Below are 24220 nucleotides of genomic sequence, written 5' to 3'. Positions count from 1 at the left end.
AGCTGCTGATCATTTGAGATGTTGGTGAAGGCGATCGCTCGGTTAAGGTGGCGATCGCCTTAAAATTGGCAACCGTCCACTATTTGGCAAAAAAATCCCCCAGCCGAAGCCAGGGGAAAACCATCAGGGTGCATCTACTTTTTCCTATTCCCGTCACAGATGAAGCACTCCGGGAAATTTGAGAAAAAATTGTGAAAAAAACAAAGTCCCTACAATCCGATGACCGTAGGGACTAGATTATGGGTTGCCAAAAGGTTCTAGGCAATGATAGTGTCCCAATTAACATCAAACACAGCCACCGTTGTATTCTTAACGGATATTTTAATTTTATGAGCCAGTCGCATCAGAACAACAGGTTCCTGAATTAGCGATCGGGAAGATTTCACAGCCTCTGCGATGTCCTTGTTCACGCACTGAATATGCAAAACACCCCACCGCCTATAGACTTTACACTGTCCCAAGGGTCTAAGCTGTTGCAATTCGGCTTCGTTTTCTCGATAGAAATCCCAAATCAGCCGTGTCAACTGTGAAGGTTTTTTCATGATCTTCCTCCGAGAAACACCATCCCCTTGTGGGTGGGTTGGGATAGGAGCAGCAATTGAGCCGGGTTAAATACCCCCGAAATTGCCCATTCGATAGCCATAAGCGTAGATCCTGCGGGGTTGGTAAAGGTTGAACCCTTGCGGGGTGGAGGGGTATGGTTGCCCCTCCATGGAGCTATGGTTGGCTCCGACTCCCTTGCGGGGTAATGTTTGCGCTTGCGCTAACGCGCACGCTGCGCGAACGCCAATGTTCAGAGTCGGTACTATCCAAATCGCACGTCCTTAACCCCTTAGAGATGTTTAACGATTCGGTTCTAGGGCCTGGAACTAGCACGCATTCCCGGGTAGGAACTTTAACTCTTGCTCTGAACGGAGCCAGTTAAGGCTATAGCTGGTCAGCTACCTGAAAGGGGGGCACGAAGCCCCCGTGCTTCAGCCGGGGGTGCTGACTCTGGGTTGGAGGCTTTAACAACTCCCATCCCGCAAATGGTTGGTTATACTTCTAATTGAAACTCAGATTTGCCCTTCACAGCAAGACCCTGATACAAGACTTAATAACAAATCCCGGCCAAAATTTGAGCAAAAAAAACCCTAAGTTACTGTTGGCAAGAGTTTTGAGCGATCGCCTATTTAAGATGATGTAACAAGATTGATCCCGGATATTTAACAATTTGTAAAAGATGTTTACATGAAGTACCCCACACTACCACGTTGAGGGTCGGGCTTCCTACCCTCAAGAACTAGCGTTCTTGATAGGATCGCCTTTTAACTGTCTGGTTAGGCGTAGATTCGCACACTTCCTGCCCTCTTTTCAACTCGGCAAATTGCCAAAGGTTTAGACAAGCATTAATCTCTCTATCATGAGATGTATGGCATTACGGACAATTTCCTTCTCTATTTGATAGAGTTAAATATTATTTTATATACCCATTAATCGAATATTTTTGGGCAATTGAAAATCTATATGCTCGGTAAATTTCGCAGCCTTATAACTCCCATTGGTATTCTAAAAACGTTACAATATATTCAGCAAAATCCCGATTCACCATGGCTTTACTGTTTAAGTATTCGTAACAAATGGCTTGGTTATCGCACCTTAATTAGCGACTAATTATTATGGGATATTTAATCGTTGATTAGCCATTTTTGCGTAAATTTTAGCCAGTCTAACCCTCTATTATCGCGGTGATTAGAGTCTTTAAATTTTCGACTGAGCCTCCTTTGTCGAATGGTTCAGCGTCTTAATGAACCTTGAAAATAACGAGGATTAGGGAATTTTTGCCGCTTAGACGTAATCACGAAATCTTTGAACCCTAGAGCCAATCGAATTGGATTCAAAAAGTTAAGTTCAGTTTTGTATATTGTGCTATCGGATTGAGCATATTGGTCGGGCATTCATCCCCACCTGGCAAGAAGGATGGGGTATTCTGCCCGAAATCTATGATAAATCTGTCCAAGCTATCAGGTGACGGCTTTGAGTAGCCACGAAAATAGTAGCCAGGATTATATATGCCACTAGGTCTGCAACCATGATATGATTTAAGTTTTGCAAGTACCCCTTACACACGACTTGAAAAGGAGAACCCGGATTATGGCCCGTATGTACTACGATGCCGATGCCAACCTAGATCTATTGGCAGGTAAAACCATTGCAATTGTCGGTTATGGCTCCCAAGGCCATGCCCATGCCCTTAACCTTAAAGATAGTGGCATGAACGTCATCGTCGGGCTATATCCGGGGAGTAAGTCAGCCATTAAAGCCAAAGATGCTGGTTTAACAGTTTATCCGGTAGATGAAGCGGCTAAAATTGCCGACCTAATTATGATCCTGCTGCCGGATGAAGTGCAGAAAACCGTCTACAAAAACGAAATCGAACCCAATCTCAGCGAAGGCAAAACCCTAGCATTTGCCCACGGGTTTAATATCCATTTTGGTCAAGTTGTCCCCCCAGAGAATGTAGACGTGATCATGGTAGCGCCCAAAGGTCCCGGACATCTGGTGCGCCGTACATATGAAGAAGGACAGGGGGTTCCTTGTCTGTTTGCGGTTTATCAAGATGCGTCAGGACAAGCCCGCGATCGCGCTATGGCTTATGCTAAAGGTATTGGTGGCACTCGTGGTGGCATCTTAGAAACCACATTCCGGGAAGAAACAGAAACCGACCTATTTGGCGAGCAGGCGGTTCTCTGTGGTGGTTTAAGTGCGCTGATCAAAGCTGGATTTGAGACCCTTGTAGAGGCGGGATATCAGCCGGAATTAGCCTATTTTGAATGCCTCCACGAAGTGAAACTGATTGTAGATTTAGTGGTTGAGGGTGGTTTGGCTCAAATGCGCGATAGTATCTCCAATACGGCTGAATATGGAGATTATACTCGCGGCCCCCGTGTAATTACAGATGCGACCCGCGCAGAAATGCGTCAGATCCTCAAAGAGATCCAAACAGGTCAGTTTGCGCGGGAGTTTGTGTTAGAAAATCAATCTGGTAAAGCCGGGTTTACCGCCATGCGCCGCCAGGAAGCCGAACATCCTATCGAAGAAGTTGGTCATGACCTGCGGGCGATGTTTAGCTGGCTGAAAAAGAAAGCCTAATGATACTCTGGGGGAGAGAGTCCCTCAGTTATTGCTCGGCTGACTTTTTGCCTTAATTACCGCTATTGGCTGGCGTGGTATTCTGTAACTGTTCGACATCCCTTTCCCGTTCTTCGTTGAAATTACGGGGGGTTAGCCAGTCGGGAACCAGCCCAATTAAAAATTCGCGGCTGGTTTTACTAGCGCCCCGCACTGGGTCGGGTAGGAAGGTAAAACCATCAGCAGAGGTAATAAAGGTAACAATTAGGGCGAACACTATCAGCCCGAGAATTTTTTTAGGAGTCATATTAACTGATTGGGGCTAAGATTTAGTGGGGTTACTGACATTGGTGGAATATAGATATAGCCAATGTACTATATCTCACGGTAGATGCCAGGAATGCCTCTTCCCTGTTTCCGGTTTCGGGTTTCCTGATGATAGTTCTATGTTAACCTTTCAGCACCCCGCACGGTCAGTGCTGGCTGGGTTTACGAGCCTAAGTCCTACCAGGGGCAAGGCTTCGATGATCTGATGAGGCGATCGCGAATTACTATGGCTGATGTTTTAGAAACTCCCGAACAACAAATTGCAGTCAGCACCCCCGGCTGAAGCACGGGGGCTTCGTGCCCCCCTTTCAGGTAGCTGACCAGCTATAGCCTTAACTGGCTCCGTTCAGAGCAAGAGTTAAAGTTCCTACCCGGGAATGCGTGCTAGTTCCAGGCCCTAGAACCGAATCGTTAAACATCTCTAAGGGGTTAAGGACGTGCGATTTGGATAGTACCGACTCTGAACATTGGCGTTCGCGCAGCGTGCGCGTTAGCGCAAGCGCAAACATTACCCCGCAAGGGAGTCGGAGCCAACCATAGCTCCATGGAGGGGCAACCATACCCCTCCACCCCGCAAGGGGGTGCTGGCGGCGGTCAGCCGCTTGAGTCGGTTTTCCTCTCCGTGATCAATCACGGAGCTTCCAACCCTCCCAGGAGTTTTACGTGATTGAAGCCAATGCCGATAAAATATCGGAAATCGGCGATCGCGGCTATAAAAACAGTGGGGAAAAAGGAACAGTGGTGCTGTTGCGCCAGTTGGAGAATAACTCGACAGAGTTGGAAGAATGGCAATTCCAATATCGTCCCATGAGTAGTCTTGATTCCATGCTATCCGATTGGAAACAGATGAAATTGCAAGAGATGCTAATTACTTATAACCCTGATGTCTCTGTGGTTTGCACTTTTCTCTACCCTAATGGGGCTCACACTAGCTACCATTTTGGTAAGGTTTAGCTGTTAGCCGGAAAGCCCCCTGATACATTTACGCGACATTTATCCGGCTATGGCCGGACAATGCGACGATAGCACTATTACCCGTTAAGGTAACAGAGGCGGTATCCCGCAAAGCTTTTAGAAAGATTCCAAAAGCACCGTTCCAGTCCCTGGGTAGAGTGAACCCACACTCCGGACATCGGAACACTTTTGAGCCACCTAGCTGGGAATGCACATGACCACAGTGAGTACAGGTTTTGCTGGTGTATTCTTCCGTCACATCTACAACTGTGGTTCCAGTTATCTCGGCTTGATGTCTCAGGGTTAGTTTGAATCGATAATGCGCCCATGTCAGCATGGCGCGGGCAGTCTTGGATTTGATTAGACGCTTCACCTTGGCAACCATGTTGGAAGTCTCGAAGGTCGGCAGAAAAATTATACTGTAGTTGTGAGTCAAGTAGTGAGCAATTTGTTTGTGGGCTTCATCAACTAGATTGCGGATTTTGGTTCTCATTCGTTGATCCGCTTGCCTCATCCGTCGCCTTCTTGAACGACAGGGTTCCTTGGCGATTCGGCTCATCAAATCATCCAAATGTTGACATAGCCTAGTAATGCCTCCAATATCCCCGGAGCCCAATTCCAGAAATCGTGAACCATCAAACCCAGTTATGAAAGTTCGGACGCCCGGGTCTAATGCAATTACGCCAGTAGCGTCAGTTGGGGTAACGGCAACTGGTTCAGGGAAAATCGCCAACCATCGACCTTTGGTAAACACCAACTGAGTCCCTTGCCCGCAAGTTTTAGGGATAGCTTCGGAAACCATGAAAGTTAATCCTTTCGTTAGTCTTGGATACCAACTCCCTGAAGAGAAATTAGCATTGTTAAACTTGATGGCTTGAGAACTATCCCGACAGCTCCTAAACCTGGCGCCAGGACTGGCTGAAAAGGCGAGATAGGCATCAAAGATAGCATTCTGCCGAATATGGCCGGGTGTTTCTTTGACCCATGCAGGCAAGTCGCTCTGCATCACTTTATTGCGTAACTTTAACTTGCTTAGTCGTTTACCACTCCTAGATAATGCAATTGCTTGGTTGTAGCAATACCGACAAGCAGCCAGCCATTTACGCCAGACTTGATTTAGCTCCGGGCTGGGGTAAATCCGGATCTTCTTTGACCTGAGTTTTATATTTACGCAGTCCGTATAATCGGGAACTGAAGCAGTGGAGGATGGCGAGGATGTCCTCAACCATTTCTGGTTCTGGACTGAGACTTGTCTGGTTGAGAACCATGAGTGAGCACCTGTTTTGCTCACAGAGCCATCGAAACAAGTCAAATCCAAACCTTGCCAATCGGTCTTGGTGGGCAATGACAACCATGCGGACATCTCCTGACAAATGATGTCCCAGTCAGGCCAGCATTTTCTTTCCCTTGAAGTTGAGCCCGCCTCCGATTTCTGAGACGACTTCTGCTTCGGGGTAGAGGTTGGACAGTGCGGCCACCTGTCGGTTGAGGTCGGACTGCTGGGCGCGGCTACTAACTCTGGCATAGATAACGACTTTGCGTTTGTCACTGCCTGATTTGGCAGCAGTATATGACTCAACGTTGTATCGTCGTTGCCCAGCGGGGGTTCTGATGGTCTCGATTGAGCCATTTTCGTCCCATCTGCGGAGTGTTCTTTCATGGACTCCAAGGATTTGGGCCGCTTCCTTGGGTTTGACATATCTGGCAATAGGTTTATCCTCAACTCTTCTCGCTTCTTATACCATATTGCCCTAAAATATTAACCTAATTTGAGATTAAATCATGCTCCCCTCGTGGGGGTAGAGTCAGGGTCGGGAATATCTCACGGTAACTGGTTTTCCAGAAATGAATCAACCAGGACCTGCATGGGTTCGGGAATTTCCGTGAGTAGCCGCACTGGAAAGGCATCGGTAGAAATAAACTCAAAGTATTCTGGGGTAAGAAAAACTTGATATTTTTCGGCTTCTGGTGTCAGTTGTGCAGCCATAGCTAGGGTAAAGGCTTTTACATAGTTTTGGATATCGGCGGCGGCGATACCTGCTACCTCATCACCAGATAGGGGTGTCCTGGGAACGCGGGATTGATCTAAGACAAAATCGGGGTCTTTGGCGCTGAGGTGGGTTCCTCCCAAAACCCCAACTAACCATTTGGGGGCGGGAATTTGGGGAAATATGGCGATTTGGTCGGATAAGGCGGGGGTGAGTTTATCGGCGGAGGTGGAGAAAATGAGGGTGGGAACTCGGATTTGAGTTAGTCCGGTTTCACCAAAAAGCAACGATGCGGTAGGATTAAGGGCGATCGCTGCTTTAATGCGGGGATCATATAGCCGATAGCGATCGCCTGGTAGTTCAGTGGCGATACATTGGGTAATTTGTCCTGAACTTAAAGTGATTGCGTCCTGCTGACAGCGTCGGCGTAGGGAGTCGAGTTGAAACTCTCCCCCAGCTATAGTTAAAGCTGTACCACCACCGAGGGAATAACCAATCACTAAAACGCGGTTAGGATTAAGGCTACGTTCTATAACTCCACCAGTTTGCGTTAGTTGAGTTAACTGATCGAGAACAAAACTAATATCCTGGGGACGTTCTAACAACTCCTGTGGTTGCATTGCCAGATTTTGGTTAATATAGGTCTGGTTACTCCCGGGATGTTCTAAGGTGACGAAAGCATAGCCGTGAGATGCTAGGTGGCGGGCTACATATTGTAATTCATTGCGAACGGAACCGCGACCATGGGTAAACAGTACCACAGGGCGATCGCTGGTTACGGCTTCTGACCAGTAAATATCTACATCAATGGTGCGGTTTCTGGCTGTATCCTCAAAAGTATGGGTAGTGGTGATCACTTGGTGAGGACCCGGTTGGGTGGGGTCTAGGGGGAGGGTTAAATTAGCATCTGTGGGTCCTAATTGTTGGACTATTTCCACCATAAACTGCTGAGTCTGCCAAAAAGAACGGTTGAGGCGACTAAATACATCAAAGGCGACATCGATATCAATTCTCAATTCTGGGTTAGGGTAGCTTTGTAAAAACCCTAGTATTGATAACCCAGACTCGCTTTCGGCTGCTTCTAATAGGGCGGTTTTAATGTCTGCGCCTCGGGTTTGGGGGTCCTGAGTGCGGGTAATGGTGGCAATTTCGTCAAGGATGTTTTCGCCAATTTGGGTTGTCAGTAAATTGCTGACGGCGGTGGGTGGGATACCTACTTGAGAATTTAAGACTCCCAGGACTTGTTGTTTTTGTTGGGGGGACAGAAACAGCTCATAACCTCGGAGTCCGGGGGGAACTTTTCCGGTGTTGGCTAATGTTTCTAAATCTTCGATTGCCAGAGAGAGAGACATAATCCCTTGGCGAACTATAATTGTTTCTGCTGCCTTCACTGGGGTAGCGATCGCAATATGAGTCCCCAATGCGATCGCCGAAAGTACAGCTAACTTGAACCTAGACCATTGAAAGTTCAGCCCCATAACACCTCAGACTACTGGTTGAAAAAAAAGTGAACCTAATCTTTTTGTAACACCTCAGAGAAGGCAAAATCAGGAGCAGCTAACACAAAAATTGTAGCGGGTAATCCCGTAGCCATTTTCTGGAGTCCCTCGTAATATTTACTGTACTGCAAATCCTCTTTGGGGGTAGCCATACCCAAAAATACCAAATCGGCATCCTGAGAGGAAGACCGTAGAATTTCCGGGAAAGGTTGTCCTTGAGACACAATCACCTGGGGTTTAGCCCCAATGCGTAACTGTGCAACCACTTTAGCCAAATTGGTATGGGCTGCTACGGCTGCTGTTTCGTCGGGTACAACTAAGTTTAAATTAATTTCGGCTCCGCGCCATTCCAGACTCGTCCGCAGCAAATAAGCCAGAATTAGCATCAAGCCTCCATTAGTATTAAGACCCCCCCACCCGAGATCAATCTTCTGTCGCGCGCCAAATCCCCGATCTGATTCATCTCTTAGTATAAGTACACTACGAGCGGTTTTGTGAAAATGTACTAGGGTTTCACAATATGATTTTCGACGTTCAGGGGATTGGGAATCTCCTAATAAAATTGTATTGGGTACTAAAGGACCAATACCATAGGACTCGATGAGTTGTTGGGCTCCGCTGAAAGTATCAGGAGCCATAATCACCCGCACTAAGCCCCGAATCCCCCGTTTATTGAGATACTCTCTAATAGTGGTTTCCATCTCACTACGTTGGGCTTGGTTCCTGGCTCCACTGGGTAAAACTGTACTAACAGTAAATAAACTACGGTTATGACTGAGGCTGGAGGCTAATTCTACTAAGAGCCAGCGTTTACTGGGCGCACCGGAAAAGGTGAGGATATGGGGTCGCCAGTTTTTGGTGTCTGGGGTGTAACTCAGTTGGAACACTCCCATGCGTACCAAAGCCATCCAAATTCCCTGACGGATATCTCCCCAGGCGCTTTCTAGTTCTCGTCGCTCTAACCAAATATATAGCATTAGTCAAGGTGGTTAGGACGTAGCTTGGAGAACGGAATCCATGGCATCATGGAGAGAATCAAACTGCTCAATGCAGTGGCGAATACGGGCTTTCAGCCACGACCAACATTTCTCTATCTTGTTGAGGTCTGGCGAATAAGGTGGTAGATAGAGTAAACGGCATTGAGCTGCCTCCACCAGTTCAGCAATCCGCCCCCCTTTATGAAACGTTGCATTGTCCAATACTAGAGTCTGACCTGGCTTCAATGTTGGAATTAAGATGAACTCCAACCACAACTCAAACACTGTCCGATTACAACAACCCTCAAAGCTAAAGGGAGCTAAGAGTTGTTGATGACACCATGCGGCTATCATACTTACCCTGCCCTGCCTCTTCCCTGATTTGAGTGCATGGAAGCGTTTTCCTTCCTCGCAGTAACCATAAGGGTAATCCGAGTCCTGACTATTCATGGCGGCTTCATCGAGGTAGACCACTTCTTCCGGCTCCATCTGTTCAATCTGAGCCATAAACTCCTCTCGCTGTTGCTTCCAACGTTCTTGGTAGCCGTAAGTTTTTTTCTGGTGAAGCCAATTTTCTTCAAGGCTCTGGATATGGTGCGAGGAGAGATGTCGTCATCCCAAAGTTCAGCCATTTGAGCGGAGGTTTTGTGGCCATGCTCTTGGGCAAAAGCCTTGAATTTATGCCAGTCGGTAATTTTGTGGTTATTGCCAGGTCGGTGATGAGGTTTAGGGAGGAAGTCTCCGGTCTGTGCTTTTCTTTGCAGCCAGAGATTAATGGTGTTCCTGCTGACATGGAAAACTTGACTGGCTTCTGTTTTGGGCATACCGTCTAGTTCAATGGCATCAATAACTTTTTGTCTGAGGTCGTAACTATAGGGGGCTGGCATTTTTGGTCTTCTTAGTCATCTCGTCCTCTCCATTATACGTCCTAAGTGTTCTGTCTTGTGCTATACCTACCCGCCAAACCTTCTTTAATGATTTGCGCGCGCTTACCCAGACTGTACTTCGACAGTTGGGACCACCTTCTGACCTTTATGCTTGAGGGTCTCGAGTTAGACATCCCACCCGATAGCAGTTGAATTTCCAAAATGAGAATTGCTGGTATAGGGTTAATGGTGCTTGACAAACAGTGATGGAATATGAAATAATAAGAGATTGTCTGTCTAAATCTGGCTCGGATCAGGTTCAGATATTGCTAAATGCTAGTGGTGAGCGATCGCGCCTTGTGGAAATGGCAACCATAAACAAACAGGCGATCGTCTACTGTTGGCTACCTGTACGGCAACTTTACTAAGCAATTCCATGACTTACGCAATTATTGAAACGGGCGGTAAACAAGTGCGGGTAGAACCGGGTAGGTTCTACGATGTTGAATCGCTACCAGTAGATCAAGATGAAAAACTAACCATCGAGAAAGTGCTGCTGGTTCAGCATGATGGTAACGTCCATATCGGTCAGCCTCTAGTAGCTGGGGCGATCATTGAGGGGACAATTGTGCGGCACTTCCGCGATCGCAAAGTTATTGTATATAAAATGCGACCCAAGAAGAAAACCCGCAAAAAACGTGGCCACCGCCAAGAAGTAACCCGATTGATGATTGATTCAATTACTCTCAACGGGGAAGTTTTGGCCAGTCGCGAACAGTCAGAAAACCCAACCTCAGAACCCCAGGCCGCGACAGCAGAATAAATTGGGAGTTGGTCCTCAACTAAAGCAAACTAGAATTATAAGAGCTTAATTTAATCGCAGATTAGTTGAACCAATTAGGGCGATGCGCTACAATACCAAGTATGGGTGCGAGACGTTTAGGAGTGAAATAGGGATGCAATGCCCGAAATAGCCTCCTAGTGGGACTTCCACCCCTTGGTGGAATATAAGGGATTCACATCCCTGACCATCCCATAACTGTTTATATGTCCCGACGCTTGGAGAAATCTGAGCAAGGCAGGGGACTCAAGGTCATAAACAAACTGAGAAATCAGGGAGTAGAGAGTAAAGGCGATAGCCACCCCCAGTTTCAGGATACACAACCTTGGGATTGAAGCGGGGAACGGAAGGCGTGAAGTAGAACCTACTACCAAATGCGACCACTGCCAACCATCCATGACTAGGGAAACCGAATGTCTGGCTTGAACCATCGTCATTATTGAGTAGCGTAATAGGTTGCCACGCTGCGATCAAAAGAGCAAGGGGAAAAGTAGGGTTTTCCATACAACACCTACACAGACCTTTTTAAGTACCCCGGTGGAAAGGACAAGTCTAAAGATGGAATGCCCATATAAACGGAACGTTTAAACCCCTTTTTAGGCTCTCGGCAGGATGTACCTGTGGAGTAGTGATAAGTGTAAGCGTATGGTGCGAGACGTTCGGGTATGAAATAGGGCTGAAATGCCCGAAATAACTACCCGGTGAGGATTCCAGCTCCGAATCTGGATATAAGGAGACCTCTCCTGACTATCCTCATAACTGGTTATATGTCCCGACGCTTAGGGAACTAAGCAAGGCAGGGAACTCAAGGTCATAAACGAACTGAGAAATCAGGGAGTAGAGAGTAACGGCGATAGCCACCCCCAGTTTTGGAAATCATAACTCCAGGATTGAAGCGGGGAACGGAAGGCGTGAGGTAGAACCTACTACCAAAACGCGACCACTGCCAACCATCTATGATTAGGAAGACCGAATGTCCGACTTGAACCATCGTAATACACTAGCAGCGAAATAGGTTGACACGCTGCGCTCAAAAGGGCAAGGGGAAAAGTAGGGGGTTCGTGCGACTACCTACACAGACCTTTAAAAGTACCCCGGCGGAGAGGACAAATCTAACGATGGAATGCCCATATAATCGGAACGTTGTAACCCCTCTAATGCTCTGCCTATAAACCAGTGAGTAATGCTATTCACAAGGCAGTAGTGAAAAATGTAAGCGCATGCTTAGAGGGTGAAGGATGTGACCAGAAGCTAAAGCCCAATTGTCATGGTTGGGATATGCCCACAGGTCACGGTGGGGATATAGATACTGCGGTCAGTAAGAGTATCATGGCGAGGACGAGTTTAAAGACTACGTGGTGCATATAGCTCTGAACATCGAAGTAGAAAGCAGGTCTCTTGATTCTGCTCCTTTGACAAATAGGGTATCCACACCAGGAGCCGTGTGATGCGAAACTATCAAGCACGGTTCTGAATGGGAGAGGGTGAAGGTGACTTCACTCTCGACCCCTAACCCTATAAGGGGAAAGGATGTTACTGAAAGCCAATGCCTAACTGTAATGGTTGGGATATGCCCACTAGTCACGGTGTGGATATAGAGACGGCGGCAAGTAGGAATAATATGACGTGAGCGAGTTTAAAGACTACGAGTCGTATTAATAAGTTCCAAAAGTCGGAATCATAAAGCGGGGGTTTGTAACCCTGTTCCTTGTGACAATAGGGTATCTACACTAGGAGCCGTGTGATGTGAAAGTATCAAGCACGGTTTTGAATTGGAGTTGGGAAAGGCGACTTCCCTTTCGCCCATAACTGCGAGACCTTCGGGTATGAAATAGAGCTGAAATGGGCGAAATAACTACCCGGTGAGGACTTCAACCCCTTGGTTGATTGGGTCGCATCCCTGACCATCCCATAACACAGCCTGATTTTTAGGCCCACCTTCGAGACTTCCAATATGGCCAGTCAGGTGAAGCGTCTAATCAGGTCTAAGACTGCCCGAGCCATGCTGACATGGGCGCATTATCGATTCAAACTAACCCTGAGACATCAAGCGGAAATAACTGAACAGTTGTAGATGTGACCGAAGAATACACCAGCAAAACCTGTACTCACTGTGGTCATGTCCATTCCCAGCTAGGTGGCTCAAAAGTGTTCCGATGTCCTGAGTGCGGGTTCACTCTACCACGGGACTGGAACGGTGCTTTTGGAATCTTTCTAAAAGCTTTGCGGGATACCGCCTCTGTTACCTTAACGGGTAATAGTGCTATCGTCGCATTGTCCGGGAACAACCGGAAAAATGTCGCGTAAATGTATCAGATCAGGTTAATTAGGAGAAGATCATGGCTCATAAGAAAGGAACAGGAAGCACCCGTAACGGTCGCGACTCTAACGCCCAGCGTTTGGGAGTCAAACGCTATGGCGGTCAAGTAGTCAGTGCAGGTAATATCCTCGTGCGTCAGCGCGGCTGTAAGTTCCACCCTGGGAACAATGTAGGCATTGGCAAAGATGATACTCTATTTGCCAAAGTAGATGGAGTTGTGCAATTTGAGCGCCGGGGGAAAAGCGGCAAGAAAGTCAGCGTTTATCCCGTAGAAGTGGCATCCTAGCCATAGTAGGGCGGGTTTCCCACCAGCCTCGTCAGATATTTTTTCCATAACCGGACTCCATAAGTGTCCGGTTTTTTCAGTTTTCGGGGAAATATTGTAGTCAGCACCCCCGCCTGAAGCACGGGGGCTTCGTGCCTCCCGCAACAGAATAGCTGACCAGCTATAGCCGTAACTGGCTACGTTCAGAGCAAGAGTTAAAGTTCCTACCCTGGAATGCGTGCTAGTTCCCGGCTCTAGAACCGAATCGTTAAATAGTTTTAAGGGGTTAAGACAGTGCGATTTGGAGAGACTCTTCCTGTTAGGCAATTCACTGAACAACGATTGACAAAGGTCAACAATTGCGTTAAGCTAGACGAGTACACAACAAGCGAGTTAAATGCCGAAATATATAGCACAAGACAGAACAGTTAGGACGTATAATGGCAAGGATATCTACAGAAGACCCAAAATGACAGCCCCCTACAGTTACGACCTTAGACAAAAAGTTATTAATGCAATTGAACTAGACGGTATACCCAAAACCGAAGCCAGTCAAGTTTTCCATGTCAGCAGGAACACCATCAATCTCTGGCTTCAAAGAAAAGAACACACCGGCGACTTCCTCCCTAAACCTAATCGCCCACCTGGTCATAGCCACTAAATTACCGACTGGCACAAATTCAAGGCTTTTGCCTAAGAGCATGGCCACAAAACCTCCGCTCAAATGGCTGAACTTTGGGATGACGACATCTCTCCTCGCACCATATCCAGAGCCTTGAAGAAAATTGGCTTCACCAGAAAAAAAACTTACGGCTACCAAGAACGTGATGAGCAACAGCGAGAGGAGTTTATTGCTCAGATTGAACAGATGGAGCCGGAAGGGTTGGTTTACCTCGATGAAGCTGGCATCAATAGTCAAGACTCGGATTATCCTTATGGTTACTGCGAGGAAGGACAACGCTTCCATGCCCTCAAATCCGGGAAGAGGCAGGGCAGGGTGAGCATGATTGCGGCATGGTGTCATCAACAACTCTTAGCCCCCTTTACCTTTGAGGGTTGTTGTAATCGGACAGTGTTTGAGTTGTGGTTGGAGTTCATCTTAATTCCAACATTGAAGCCAGGTCAGACTCTAGTATTGGACAATGCAACGTTTCATAAAGGGGGGCGGATTGCTGAACTGGTGGAGGCAGCTCAATGCCGTTTACTCTATCTTCCGCCTTATTCGCCAGACCTCAACAAGATAGAGAAATGTTGGTCGTGGTTGAAAGCCCGCATTCGCCATTGTATTGAGCAGTTTGATTCTCTCCATGATGCCATGGATTCTGTTCTCAAGACTGCGTCCTAACCGTATTGACTAGTGCTATAGTATTCCCCTTGTGCGAAACGTTTAGGAGTGAAATAGGGCTGCAATGCCTGAAATAACCTCCTAGAGGGGAGTCAACCACCCCTTAACTGTTTATATAGCACAAGACAGAACACTTAGGACGTATAATGGAGAGGACGAGATGACTAAGAAGACCAAAAATGCCAGCCCCCTATAGTTACGACCTCAGACAAAAAGTTATTGATGCCATTGAACTAGACGGTATGCCCAAAACAGAAGCCAGTCAAGTTTTCCATGTCAGCAGGAACACCATTAATCTCTGGCTGCAAAGAAAAGCACAGACCGGAGACTTCCTCCCTAAACCTCATCACCGACCTGGCAATAACCACAAAATTACCGACTGGCATAAATTCAAGGCTTTTGCCCAAGAGCATGGCCACAAAACCTCCGCTCAAATGGCTGAACTTTGGGATGACGACATCTCTCCTCGCACCATATCCAGAGCCTTGAAGAAAATTGGCTTCACCAGAAAAAAAACTTACGGCTACCAAGAACGTTGGAAGCAACAGCGAGAGGAGTTTATGGCTCAGATTGAACAGATGGAGCCGGAAGAAGTGGTCTACCTCGATGAAGCCGCCATGAATAGTCAGGACTCGGATTACCCTTATGGTTACTGCGAGGAAGGAAAACGCTTCCATGCACTCAAATCAGGGAAGAGGCAGGGCAGGGTAAGTATGATAGCCGCATGGTGTCATCAACAACTCTTAGCTCCCTTTAGCTTTGAGGGTTGTTGTAATCGGACAGTGTTTGAGTTGTGGTTGGAGTTCATCTTAATTCCAACATTGAAGCCAGGTCAGACTCTAGTATTGGACAATGCAACGTTTCATAAAGGGGGGCGGATTGCTGAACTGGTGGAGGCAGCTCAATGCCGTTTACTCTATCTACCACCTTATTCGCCAGACCTCAACAAGATAGAGAAATGTTGGTCGTGGCTGAAAGCCCGTATTCGCCACTGCATTGAGCAGTTTGATTCTCTCCATGATGCCATGGATTCCGTTCTCAAAGCTGCGTCCTAACCACCTTGACTAATGCTATATGTTCCAACGCTTGGACTTACACCAAGCAAGGCAGGAGACTCAGGGTCAATCCCATTTTAAGAAATCGCAATTCACCGTCCAGGTATACCTAGGAGGAGTATTAAACCCACTTGGGGCGATTATGGGAAAGAGTAACGGCGATAGCCACCCCCAGTTTCAGAAATCACAACTCTGGGATTGAAGCGGGGAACGGAAGGCGTGAGGTAGAACCTACTACCAAGATGCGACCACTGCCAACCATCCATGATTAGGGAAACCGAATGTCCGGCTTGAACCATCGTAAATGCTAAGTAGCGAAATAGGTTGTCACGCTGCGCTCAAAAGAGCAAGGGGAAAAGAAGAAAATTGAGGAAATTATCTTCACAGACCTTTAAAAGTACCCCGGTGGACAGGAAAAATCTAAAGGTGGAATGCCCATATAAACGGAACGTTTAAACCCCTTTTTAGGCTCTCAGCAGGAGGAATCTGCCGAGTAGTGAAAAGTGTAAGCGTATACCTTTAAGGGGAAAGGATGTGACTGAAAGCTACAGCCTTTATCTCAATCATTAAGCACAGTAACAACACTTGGTAAACCAGTTATTCAAACACTGTAAATCCACAAGGCTTACCGCCACTTCTACCAATCTCACTAATAATTCCATGGTCTCCGTCCTGAACTTGCACACTAAACTTTTGAGCTGTGACCACATCATCTCTATCGGGTTAAACTCAGGGGAATACACCGGCAGATATTCTACCCTGGCTCCTACTGACTCTATCATTTCTTTGACTTCTTCTCGATGATGAGAATTTCAGTTATCCATTACCACTACATCTCCTTTTTTTAATTTTGGCAATAAATCTAACTTGATTAATTGGAGAAAATCCTCTTTTTTCATTGACCCTTCTAATGTTTGAGTCGCTACCACTCCGGAGAGCTTAATTGCACCAATTATTGTCATTTTTTGACCTCGATAGGATTTCCGCAGTTCATAGACTTTTTTCCCTTTCGTCGCTCTGGCTAACGCTCTGCTCATCCCTACTCATAACCCACTTTCATCAATAAACACAAGCTTTTCAGGAGCCACATCTCTAATTCTTTACCAATAATCTACTCGCGCTTTCTGTACTTCTTCTGTTACTACTTTTTCGCTCCTGTATGTTTTTTTTGAGACTTATATCGTGCTGCTTTAAAAATCTATCTATCATGGTCATACTGACATTTATACCCAGCTTGTCTCTGAGCTTATCACTATATTGCCATAAGGTCAGGTCGGGGTGGGCTTCTACAATATCTATCACGGCTTCCTCATGCTTAGATCAAATGCTTTTCTTTTTAGTGCCACACTTACGAGGAGATAAGTCTCCCGTTAATCGATACTGTTTGACCAGTCGCCTTACCGTGTCTGGACTCACCAAAAAGCGTTTCGCTACTTTTCGGATAGAAGTGTCTCCTTTTTCATAGGCTTCTACTATCTTTTTCCGAAAATCTAAAGAGTAACGGCTCATGGTAGTTGGTTGTGATCACTTATACAATAGCCATACATTATACCGTACTTTGTGTTTTGTGTAAAGGCTGTAATGCCTGATTGTAATGGTCGGGATATGCCCACTAGTCACGGTGTGGATATAGAGACTGCGACAATTAAGAGTATAGTGGCGAAAACGAGTTTAAAGACTACGTGTTGCATGAAGCTCCAAAAGTTGAAGTCATAAAGCAAGGGGTCGTAACCTTGTTCCTATTGACAAATAGGGTATCTACATCAGGAGCCGTGTGCTGGGAAACTAGCAAGCACGGTTTTGAATTGGAGTTGGGGAAGGTGACTTCCCTTTCGACCATAACGGTTTATACTCAGGAAAATACGAGCTATTGAATCTTGGGCTGACCTGCCTGGTCTGAACCCGTAGCTTGTGCTTTCAAATCTTGATTCCCATTCAGGCTCAAGTGCCGACTTAACCAAGGCTTGCCTCGCTCTGTCTTGGATTGTGGGTATTCCCAGGGGGCATTTGTCATCCCTGCCAGGTTTTGGTATCCATACTCTCCTAAGTGCTTTGGCTTTGAGATTTCCTTTAATGTTCTCCGCTCAAGTCAGTCTTTGTTCTGGAGATATAGCATTAGTCAAGGTGGTTAGGACGCAGCTTGGAGAACGGAATCCATGGCATCATGGAGAGAATCAAACTGCTCAATGCAGTGGCGAATACGGGCTTTCAGCCACGACCAACATTTCTCTATCTTCTTGAGGTCTGGCGAATAAGGTGGTAGATAGAGTAAACGGCATTGAGCTGCCTCCACCAGTTCAGCAATCCGCCCCCCTTTATGAAACGTTGCATTGTCCAATACTAGAGTCTGACCTGGCTTCAATGTTGGAATTAAGATGAACTCCAACCACAACTCAAACACTGTCCGATTACAACAACCCTCAAAGCTAAAGGGAGCTAAGAGTTGTTGATGACACCATGCGGCTATCATACTTACCCTGCCCTGCCTCTTCCCTGATTTGAGTGCATGGAAGCGTTTTCCTTCCTCGCAGTAACCATAAGGGTAATCCGAGTCCTGACTATTCATGGCGGCTTCATCGAGGTAGACCACTTCTTCCGGCTCCATCTGTTCAATCTGAGCCATAAACTCCTCTCGCTGTTGCTTCCAACGTTCTTGGTAGCCGTAAGTTTTTTTTCTGGTGAAGCCAATTTTCTTCAAGGCTCTGGATATGGTGCGAGGAGAGATGTCGTCATCCCAAAGTTCAGCCATTTGAGCGGAGGTTTTGTGGCCATGCTCTTGGGCAAAAGCCTTGAATTTCTGCCAGTCGGTAATTTTGTGGTTATTGCCAGGTCGGTGATGAGGTTTAGGGAGGAAGTCTCCGGTCTGTGCTTTTCTTTGCAGCCAGAGATTAATGGTGTTCCGGCTGACATGGAAAACTTGACTGGCTTCTGTTTTGGGCATACCGTCTAGTTTAATGGCATCAATAACTTTTTGTCTGAGGTCGTAACTATAGGGGGCTGGCATTTTTGGTCTTCTTAGTCATCTCGTCCTCTCCATTATACGTCCTAAGTGTTCTGTCTTGTGCTATATTACTATCATTCCATCGACACCGGCTGTCTTTTGGCCTTGACCCGCTTGGGGGGCGGGTTCATTAAGCTGACTGTTGGAAGCATGGCTGACCGTGGAACCCGCCCCTACAGCCGCACTGCTAAGAGCCGGGTTATGGTCGAAAGGGAAGTCACCTTCCCCAACTCCACTTCCAAACCGTACTTGAGACTTTCACCTCATACGGCTCCTAATGTAGATACCCTTTTTGTCACTAGGAACAGGGTTACGAACCCCCGCTTTATGATTCCAACTTTGGGAGCTTGGCATACAACTCGTAGTCTTTAAACTCGCTCTCGTCATATTACTCCTACTTGTCGCAGTCTCTATATCTACACCGTGACTAGTGGGCATATCCTAATCATTACAATTAGGCATTGGCTTTCAGTCACATCCTTTCCCCTCAATGGTATACGCTTACACTTTTCACTACTCCTTGTGAGTAATATTGCTCACTTTTTTGATAAGGAGAACCAATGAGGAGTTTAAACGTTCCGTTTATATGGGCATTCCATCTTTAGACTTGTCCTCTCCACCGGGGTACTTAAAAAGGTCTGTGTAGGTGTTTTATGCAAAACCCTACTTTTCCCCTTGCTCTTTTGAGCGCAGCGTGGCAACCTATTACGCTGCTAAATCATTACGATGGTTCAAGCCAGACATTCGGTTTCCCTAGTCATGGATGGTTGGCAGTGGTCGCATTTGGTAGTAGGTTCTACCTCACGCCTTCCGTTCCCCGCTTCAATCCCAGAATCGTGTATCCTGAAATTGGGGGTGGCTATCGCCTTTACTCTCTACTCCCTGATTTCTCAGTTTGTTTATGACCTTGAGTCCCCTGCCTTGCTCAGATTTCTCCAAGCGTCGGGACATATAAACAGTTATGGGATGGTCAGGATACGAGTCCCTTATATTCCACCAAGGGGTGGAAGTCCCACTAGGAGGCTATTTCGGGCATTGCATCCCTATTTCACTCCTAAACGTCTCGCACGCATAATATGATTTCACCAATAGACGTTGCCACCTTCTGGCCTTCGCGTCCTGTCCCGATTTAGATGCTTGAAATATCCTCTTTTGGAGCTTAAAAACTTTCCGCTGAACCTTAGCCCATGGGATAACTTTCCATACGTTATTCATAGTCTTGATTGGTTTCGATTTCTCGAATCCTTTCTTTCAACTCGCTTGCGTCATTTAAACACCCACTAGACTCTATTCTTACAATCAAACCGTGACCTGTTAGCATTTCCCGTCCATTACAGCCGGGCGTTGGCTTTTGGTCACATCTCACATCCTCTAGGACTTGCGGTTACACTTATCCCTACTAACTACCTCGACCAGATAGTCAGAGTCCAGGAGGACTTAAAACGTTCCGTTTATATGGGCCTTCCATCTTTAGATTTGTCCTCAGAACCGGGGTACTTTAAAGGTCTGTGTAGGTAGTATAAGGAGCCTCCTACTTTTCCCCTTACTCTTTTGAGCGCAGCGTTTCAACCTATTTCGCTACTTGATTCTTACGATGGTTCAAGCCGGACATTCGGTCTCCCTAATCATGGATGGTTGGCAGTGGTCTCGTTTCTGATACTAGGTTGTATCTCGGAGCCTTCCGTTCCCCGCTTCAATCCTGGGGTTATGATTCCCAAAACTGGGGGTGGCTATCGCCGTTACTCTCTACTCCCTGATTTCTCAGTTGGTTTATGACCTTGAGTTCCCTGCCTTGCTTAGATTTCTCCAAGCGTCGGGACATATAAACAGTTATGGGGATGGTCAGGAGTGCGTTCCTTATATTCAACCAAAGGGTTGAAGTCCCCACCAGGCGGTTATTTCGGGTATCTCAACCCTATTTCATGCCTGAACGTCTCGCACCCTTAACGGGAGTCGTAATGCGTGACATTGAAGATAGGGAAAGGTTCACGGTAAAGGTTTAGTCGTCAATCCTGATCATCTTGAACTCCCTCAATAATGCGAGACAACTCACTTTTTTCATTAATAGAAATTCGGGTAGGAGAACCACCAATAATGCGTTCGTAATCCCTAAACGAGTCAGTAATATGGGGACCATGTTCGGTGATAGTATATTCCCGAATACCCTTATCATGCCAAGAACCGCGCATTTTAAACACATTAATAGCCCTAGACATTTGACCACGAATTTCCACATACTGAAGCATAAGAATAGTGTCAGTAATAGTCGAAATATGAGAATCGGTAATCGAGTGTGAACCCATAAACTGGTCAGTTGTATTGGTAAAAAAGCCGGTAATTTCCTCCTGTTTAGCATATCCAGTGACAGCGATTACAAACTGTCGAAAAGCATTACTACTAACTCCCCTAGCTAAAGCAGAAAGAGAATCGATCGCAATGCGGGAAGGTTTAAACTCAGAAATTTCCGAGCGAATAATTTGCAAATGGTCTTCCAAGCCTGTAGACTCAGGATAACTACAGATAATTTTAAGTAATCCCTTACGTTCCATCGCTTCAAAATCTAGTCCCCAAGAGTGAGCATTTCGCAACAATTGAGCGCGGGATTCTTCATAAGCAAATAGAATGGCTCGCTCATTACTTTGACAGGCGTTATTAACAAAGATACTAACTAAGAGAGTCTTACCAGTTCCCGTAGCACCAGTCGCCAGAATAATTGAATCTTTAAAAAACCCTCCGCCGCACATTTCATCAAGAGTTTTATTACCAGAAGAAACCCTGACATTAGAAGACCGTTGAGTAAGTCGCATAGCACCGAGGGGGAAAATACTAATCCCATTTTGAGTAATCGTAAAAGGATATTCTCCTTTCATGTGGGTAGTACCGCGCAACTTCAAAATTTCCACCGTGCGGCGACGGCGTTCACCTTCCAAAACATTTCGCAGAATCATGACATTATCAGAGACAAATTCCTCCACACCAAAGCGAGCGACCGGACCATATTCTGACTCTCGCTCTGTGGTCATAATTGTGGTGGATCCCACTTGCTTTAAACGAGCCACTAATCGGAAAATTTCTCGTCGCACGACTCCGGCGGCTTCATATTGTTGAAAAATGGCAGTTACCGAATCAATAGAAACCCGTCTAGCTTTATATTTGCGAATGCCATACTGTATGCGTTCAATGAGTGCTGAAAGGTCAAAGTTGCCGACGATATCTTGACCTTCTGGGTCCGGGGAGGCATCAAGAATAAATAATTTACCCTCATCAATTAATCCCTGTAAATCCCAGCCAAAACTGGCCGCATTTTTGATGATATCGGTAGGAGCCTCTTCAAAGGTGACTAAAATACCCGGTTCATCAAAATAGGTGATACCATTGTAGAGAAATTGAACGGCAAATAAAGTTTTACCTGTACCGGAGGTACCACTAACCAAGGTTGAGCGACCTGCTGGCATTCCCCCATGACTGATATCATCAAATCCTTCAATCATGGTGCGGATTTTTTGGACACTAATTAAGTTCCGTTTATTGGGTTCTGGTTGGGGGTTGCTATTGACCATAATTATTGATTTTAAAAACGTTCGGCTTTGAGTATTCTATATTTCCCCATCAACAGTGTCTATGGAAACTGGGTTATATAGATATAGGCTTTGGTATTGTACTGTATTAAGGTAATCGAGAATAACCACAAGATAGATATCAAAAGTTGGCTATTTTTTGTTCCCGGTTCTATTTAGCCTGGTGGTTGCTATAACTGTTATTTATATTTACCATAATCTTGGCTGCATCAGTGGGAATATGATCATCTCGAATTGATCGGCGGACGGGGATATTCCCACGGAGACCTTAACTGCGATCGGACAATGGGGTTTCTCCCCTAGCTGAAAGCGTTAGGGGAGCAACGGTGGCTAAGGGGGTTGATGGCTGACCTAGAAGTTATAATCGTCGTCTTCTAATTCTTCATAGAGTAAATCTAATCCAATCAGCACTTTTTCGCGATCGGAGAGGTCGCCAATAATTTTCCTCACTGGTGGGGGCAGAATTTTGGATAAGGTCGGTGTTGCCAAAATCTTATCCTCTTCGGCTAGTTGAGGATTTTTGAGAACATCGATCACTTTGAGAGCATAAACACCCTGAAACTCTTGTTCTAAGATATCTTTAAGGGTTTTGAGAGCTCGAACTGAGTTAGGGGTATTCCCAGCTACATAGAGTTTGAGAACATAAGTTTTCTTCAGAGGAGTCATAGATATATCTACCGATATAAGATGAAAATTTGGGGGAGTAACAGAGATTTTTTTGACATTAGACCCATGATGAAATTGACAGGGACTTTTACCTGTTCATTCTCCCCATGACTCCCGGGGTATGGAACGACGATACATTTCGCATAAATGAGCTAAAGTGTCAATCAAGGTAAGTCTGTAGTCCAGTAAAACATCTTCACTACGTCCCTCTAGTTTGAGTTGTTTGGAAAAATTATCCATCAAATCCATGTGAATCTCAACAATGCGAGTCACTGGAATATCCCCGAAAAACGCCATGTTAACGTATTCGTCAATTTGATTATTCAAATTTTTATCGTTAGCAAAATAGCTTAAAACAATTTGGCGATATTGAGATTTAAGCTGTTCCAATAGCTTCTGACGATCTGCCTTGGACAGGTTTCTCAGAAAATTTTTAGGATTTCTCTTATAATACACACCTAGATATCCTAGTCGCTCATGTAATTTGTCCATGAGTCTTCGCTGCTGGCGAACAATGAAATTAGTTAACTCCGTAGGGGTATCTACAGAGGATGATTCATCGGTCAGACGAGTGGTGACAGCATGGGTAATAAATTGGCTAATAGCTTTATCAATATATCCTTGTATTAGATGAATTTGCTTACCTTTTAACTGGACTTCTGTTGAGGAAAGTATATAATTCTCGGAGGGTTCAGTTAGGCTAGGCTGGACTACAGGGGACTGCTCATTAGGTATAATGATTAAGGTGGGGATGGAAATTAAGTTTTGCTGGAGTTTATCAACTAAAACCTGCCACTGAGGCGACCACTCCAGAATGAGACAGTCAAGTTGGTGTTTATGTTCTGTTACATATTCTATAAATTCCTCTGGGGAGTCGAGTTGAATAATTATGTAGTGTTCTTTTGGCAAATAGGAGGACACCGACTGAGATAACTCAATCGATGGGATAAACATACATATGGACAGTTGCAGACTCCAAAGGTGGCTGGGTACTGCGCCTGGCTTTTCGGGTTCGTGTTGAATCAGAAGCTCTTACTCCTTTGATTATTGATTCTGATTGGTGTAAGCCGATCGCTTACACTAGGGTTTACTGATGTTTTGGGGTTATGGTTTGGGGTTGAACAACGGTTCTGGGTTGATGATACTTGATTAATAGGCTAAGGTTTCTAGGGTTTCCCGTAAATATATGCGTACCTGTTGGTCAAGATTGAGATTCTGGAGATTTTCGGCAGAATTTCGGTCTAGCTGCCAACCCTTGAACCCTGAACTGGTGGCGATCGCCTGTTTGAGATCAGACCAGATCTGAGAGTCCCGGCGGTTCATTCCAGCATCAGGGTTCCAGAAAATTGAGGTAGATTGAGCCATGACGATACGTTAACTAAACAGTGTTCGAGGCTCTACCTGATTGGCCTGGATCAGACATCATA

The 24220-nt window shown here is 46.0% G+C and carries 24 protein-coding genes and 5 pseudogenes; 10 read left to right on the top strand and 19 right to left on the bottom strand.

The window, feature by feature from the left end:
- Positions 1-257: 257 nt before the first annotated feature.
- Positions 258-542: a hypothetical protein gene (locus tag HFV01_RS01485; protein WP_006623321.1), complete on the bottom strand. Its 285-nt coding sequence runs from the start codon at positions 540-542 to the stop codon at positions 258-260.
- A 1591-nt stretch (positions 543-2133) separates the two neighbouring features.
- On the opposite strand from HFV01_RS01485, the gene ilvC reads away from it, so the two are divergent.
- Entirely contained in the window at positions 2134-3132 is a 999-nt protein-coding gene (ilvC, locus tag HFV01_RS01480; protein WP_006623318.1) for a ketol-acid reductoisomerase, read from the top strand.
- A 52-nt stretch (positions 3133-3184) separates the two neighbouring features.
- On the opposite strand, the gene HFV01_RS01475 is transcribed toward ilvC, so the two are convergent.
- Positions 3185-3418, bottom strand: coding sequence for a hypothetical protein (locus HFV01_RS01475; protein ID WP_006623317.1), 234 nt, complete (start codon positions 3416-3418; stop codon positions 3185-3187).
- Positions 3419-3946: 528 nt separating this feature from the next.
- A complete protein-coding gene (locus HFV01_RS30015) occupies positions 3947-4129 on the bottom strand; it encodes a hypothetical protein (protein WP_071533556.1) in 183 nt (60 codons plus the stop codon).
- Here HFV01_RS30015 and HFV01_RS01470 point away from each other — a divergent pair.
- Positions 4102-4392: a hypothetical protein gene (locus HFV01_RS01470; RefSeq protein ID WP_006623316.1), complete on the top strand. Its 291-nt coding sequence runs from the start codon at positions 4102-4104 to the stop codon at positions 4390-4392. The two genes, HFV01_RS30015 and HFV01_RS01470, sit on opposite strands and share 28 nt — an antisense overlap.
- A gap of 28 nt (positions 4393-4420) precedes the next feature.
- Here HFV01_RS01470 and HFV01_RS01465 read toward each other — a convergent pair whose 3' ends face one another.
- From HFV01_RS01465 to HFV01_RS01445, 5 genes and pseudogenes are all read right to left on the bottom strand, one after another.
- A complete protein-coding gene (locus HFV01_RS01465; RefSeq protein ID WP_231296516.1) occupies positions 4421-5530 on the bottom strand; it encodes an RNA-guided endonuclease InsQ/TnpB family protein in 1110 nt (369 codons plus the stop codon).
- Positions 5493-6101, bottom strand: a pseudogene (locus HFV01_RS01460) (IS607 family transposase). Before HFV01_RS01460 ends, HFV01_RS01465 begins: the two are co-directional and overlap by 38 nt.
- A gap of 113 nt (positions 6102-6214) precedes the next feature.
- A complete protein-coding gene (locus HFV01_RS01455) occupies positions 6215-7858 on the bottom strand; it encodes an alpha/beta hydrolase (RefSeq protein WP_006623314.1) in 1644 nt (547 codons plus the stop codon).
- Between the two features lie 35 nt (positions 7859-7893).
- On the bottom strand, positions 7894-8856 hold the full coding sequence (locus HFV01_RS01450; RefSeq protein ID WP_006623313.1) for an APC family permease: 963 nt from the start codon (positions 8854-8856) through the stop codon (positions 7894-7896).
- Positions 8857-8868: 12 nt separating this feature from the next.
- Positions 8869-9743 (bottom strand): IS630 family transposase gene (locus tag HFV01_RS01445; RefSeq protein ID WP_193520759.1). Its coding sequence is split into 2 segments (ribosomal slippage): positions 8869-9416 and positions 9416-9743, totalling 876 coding nucleotides; the frame shifts between segments, so codons are not numbered across the junction.
- A 242-nt stretch (positions 9744-9985) separates the two neighbouring features.
- Between HFV01_RS01445 and HFV01_RS01440 the strand changes: the two genes are divergently transcribed.
- Positions 9986-10150, top strand: a complete 165-nt coding sequence (locus tag HFV01_RS01440) for a hypothetical protein (protein WP_193521352.1) — start codon at positions 9986-9988, stop codon at positions 10148-10150.
- A gap of 8 nt (positions 10151-10158) precedes the next feature.
- The gene (gene rplU, locus HFV01_RS01435; RefSeq protein ID WP_006623310.1) at positions 10159-10545 is read left to right on the top strand and encodes a 50S ribosomal protein L21; all 387 of its coding nucleotides are present in this window, start codon (positions 10159-10161) and stop codon (positions 10543-10545) included.
- 270 nt (positions 10546-10815) lie between these two features.
- Here rplU and HFV01_RS01430 read toward each other — a convergent pair whose 3' ends face one another.
- Together HFV01_RS01430 and HFV01_RS01425 are read right to left on the bottom strand one after the other, a co-directional pair.
- A complete protein-coding gene (locus HFV01_RS01430) occupies positions 10816-11037 on the bottom strand; it encodes a hypothetical protein (RefSeq protein WP_193520758.1) in 222 nt (73 codons plus the stop codon).
- Positions 11038-11374: 337 nt separating this feature from the next.
- On the bottom strand, positions 11375-11554 hold the full coding sequence (locus HFV01_RS01425) for a hypothetical protein (protein WP_071533554.1): 180 nt from the start codon (positions 11552-11554) through the stop codon (positions 11375-11377).
- Between the two features lie 927 nt (positions 11555-12481).
- Between HFV01_RS01425 and HFV01_RS01420 the strand changes: the two are divergent.
- From HFV01_RS01420 to HFV01_RS01405, 4 genes and pseudogenes are all read left to right on the top strand, one after another.
- Positions 12482-12870: pseudogene (locus HFV01_RS01420) on the top strand (zinc ribbon domain-containing protein); the annotation flags it as partial.
- Positions 12871-12902: 32 nt separating this feature from the next.
- The gene (gene rpmA / locus HFV01_RS01415) at positions 12903-13169 is read left to right on the top strand and encodes a 50S ribosomal protein L27 (protein WP_006615800.1); all 267 of its coding nucleotides are present in this window, start codon (positions 12903-12905) and stop codon (positions 13167-13169) included.
- Positions 13170-13617: 448 nt separating this feature from the next.
- Positions 13618-14493, top strand: a pseudogene (locus HFV01_RS01410) (IS630 family transposase).
- A 179-nt stretch (positions 14494-14672) separates the two neighbouring features.
- On the top strand, positions 14673-15548 hold the full coding sequence (locus HFV01_RS01405) for an IS630 family transposase (protein ID WP_006623305.1): 876 nt from the start codon (positions 14673-14675) through the stop codon (positions 15546-15548).
- Between the two features lie 140 nt (positions 15549-15688).
- Here HFV01_RS01405 and HFV01_RS01400 read toward each other — a convergent pair whose 3' ends face one another.
- The 4 genes and pseudogenes from HFV01_RS01400 to HFV01_RS01385 all read right to left on the bottom strand — a co-directional run bounded on the left by HFV01_RS01400 (position 15689) and on the right by HFV01_RS01385 (position 18552).
- Positions 15689-15847: a hypothetical protein gene (locus HFV01_RS01400; protein ID WP_193520757.1), complete on the bottom strand. Its 159-nt coding sequence runs from the start codon at positions 15845-15847 to the stop codon at positions 15689-15691.
- A 267-nt stretch (positions 15848-16114) separates the two neighbouring features.
- Positions 16115-17057, bottom strand: a pseudogene (locus HFV01_RS01395) (IS630 family transposase).
- 332 nt (positions 17058-17389) lie between these two features.
- A pseudogene (locus tag HFV01_RS32265) lies at positions 17390-17662 on the bottom strand (group II intron reverse transcriptase/maturase); the annotation flags it as partial.
- 14 nt (positions 17663-17676) lie between these two features.
- Entirely contained in the window at positions 17677-18552 is an 876-nt protein-coding gene (locus tag HFV01_RS01385) for an IS630 family transposase (RefSeq protein ID WP_193520756.1), read from the bottom strand.
- A 680-nt stretch (positions 18553-19232) separates the two neighbouring features.
- Here HFV01_RS01385 and HFV01_RS01380 point away from each other — a divergent pair.
- The gene (locus HFV01_RS01380; protein ID WP_193520191.1) at positions 19233-19454 is read left to right on the top strand and encodes a hypothetical protein; all 222 of its coding nucleotides are present in this window, start codon (positions 19233-19235) and stop codon (positions 19452-19454) included.
- Positions 19455-19572: 118 nt separating this feature from the next.
- Here HFV01_RS01380 and HFV01_RS01375 read toward each other — a convergent pair whose 3' ends face one another.
- Positions 19573-19764, bottom strand: a complete 192-nt coding sequence (locus HFV01_RS01375) for a reverse transcriptase N-terminal domain-containing protein (RefSeq protein WP_046318551.1) — start codon at positions 19762-19764, stop codon at positions 19573-19575.
- A gap of 336 nt (positions 19765-20100) precedes the next feature.
- Here HFV01_RS01375 and HFV01_RS01370 point away from each other — a divergent pair, with 336 nt between their 5' ends.
- Positions 20101-20325: a hypothetical protein gene (locus HFV01_RS01370; protein ID WP_081471220.1), complete on the top strand. Its 225-nt coding sequence runs from the start codon at positions 20101-20103 to the stop codon at positions 20323-20325.
- 230 nt (positions 20326-20555) lie between these two features.
- On the opposite strand, the gene kaiC is transcribed toward HFV01_RS01370, so the two are convergent.
- The 4 genes from kaiC to HFV01_RS01350 all read right to left on the bottom strand — a co-directional run bounded on the left by kaiC (position 20556) and on the right by HFV01_RS01350 (position 24158).
- The gene (gene kaiC / locus HFV01_RS01365; protein ID WP_006623299.1) at positions 20556-22109 is read right to left on the bottom strand and encodes a circadian clock protein KaiC; all 1554 of its coding nucleotides are present in this window, start codon (positions 22107-22109) and stop codon (positions 20556-20558) included.
- Between the two features lie 369 nt (positions 22110-22478).
- The gene (gene kaiB / locus HFV01_RS01360; protein WP_006618253.1) at positions 22479-22793 is read right to left on the bottom strand and encodes a circadian clock protein KaiB; all 315 of its coding nucleotides are present in this window, start codon (positions 22791-22793) and stop codon (positions 22479-22481) included.
- A gap of 96 nt (positions 22794-22889) precedes the next feature.
- Positions 22890-23747 (bottom strand): circadian clock protein KaiA, encoded by an 858-nt coding sequence (locus HFV01_RS01355; protein ID WP_006623298.1) that lies wholly within the window; start codon positions 23745-23747, stop codon positions 22890-22892.
- A gap of 195 nt (positions 23748-23942) precedes the next feature.
- Positions 23943-24158: a hypothetical protein gene (locus tag HFV01_RS01350; RefSeq protein ID WP_006623296.1), complete on the bottom strand. Its 216-nt coding sequence runs from the start codon at positions 24156-24158 to the stop codon at positions 23943-23945.
- Positions 24159-24220 lie beyond the last annotated feature (62 nt).

The organism is Limnospira fusiformis SAG 85.79, from assembly GCF_012516315.1.
Lineage (GTDB): Bacteria > Cyanobacteriota > Cyanobacteriia > Cyanobacteriales > Microcoleaceae > Limnospira > Limnospira fusiformis.
Note: the sequence above shows the minus strand (reverse complement) of the source record. Positions and strands in the feature narration are given on the sequence as shown.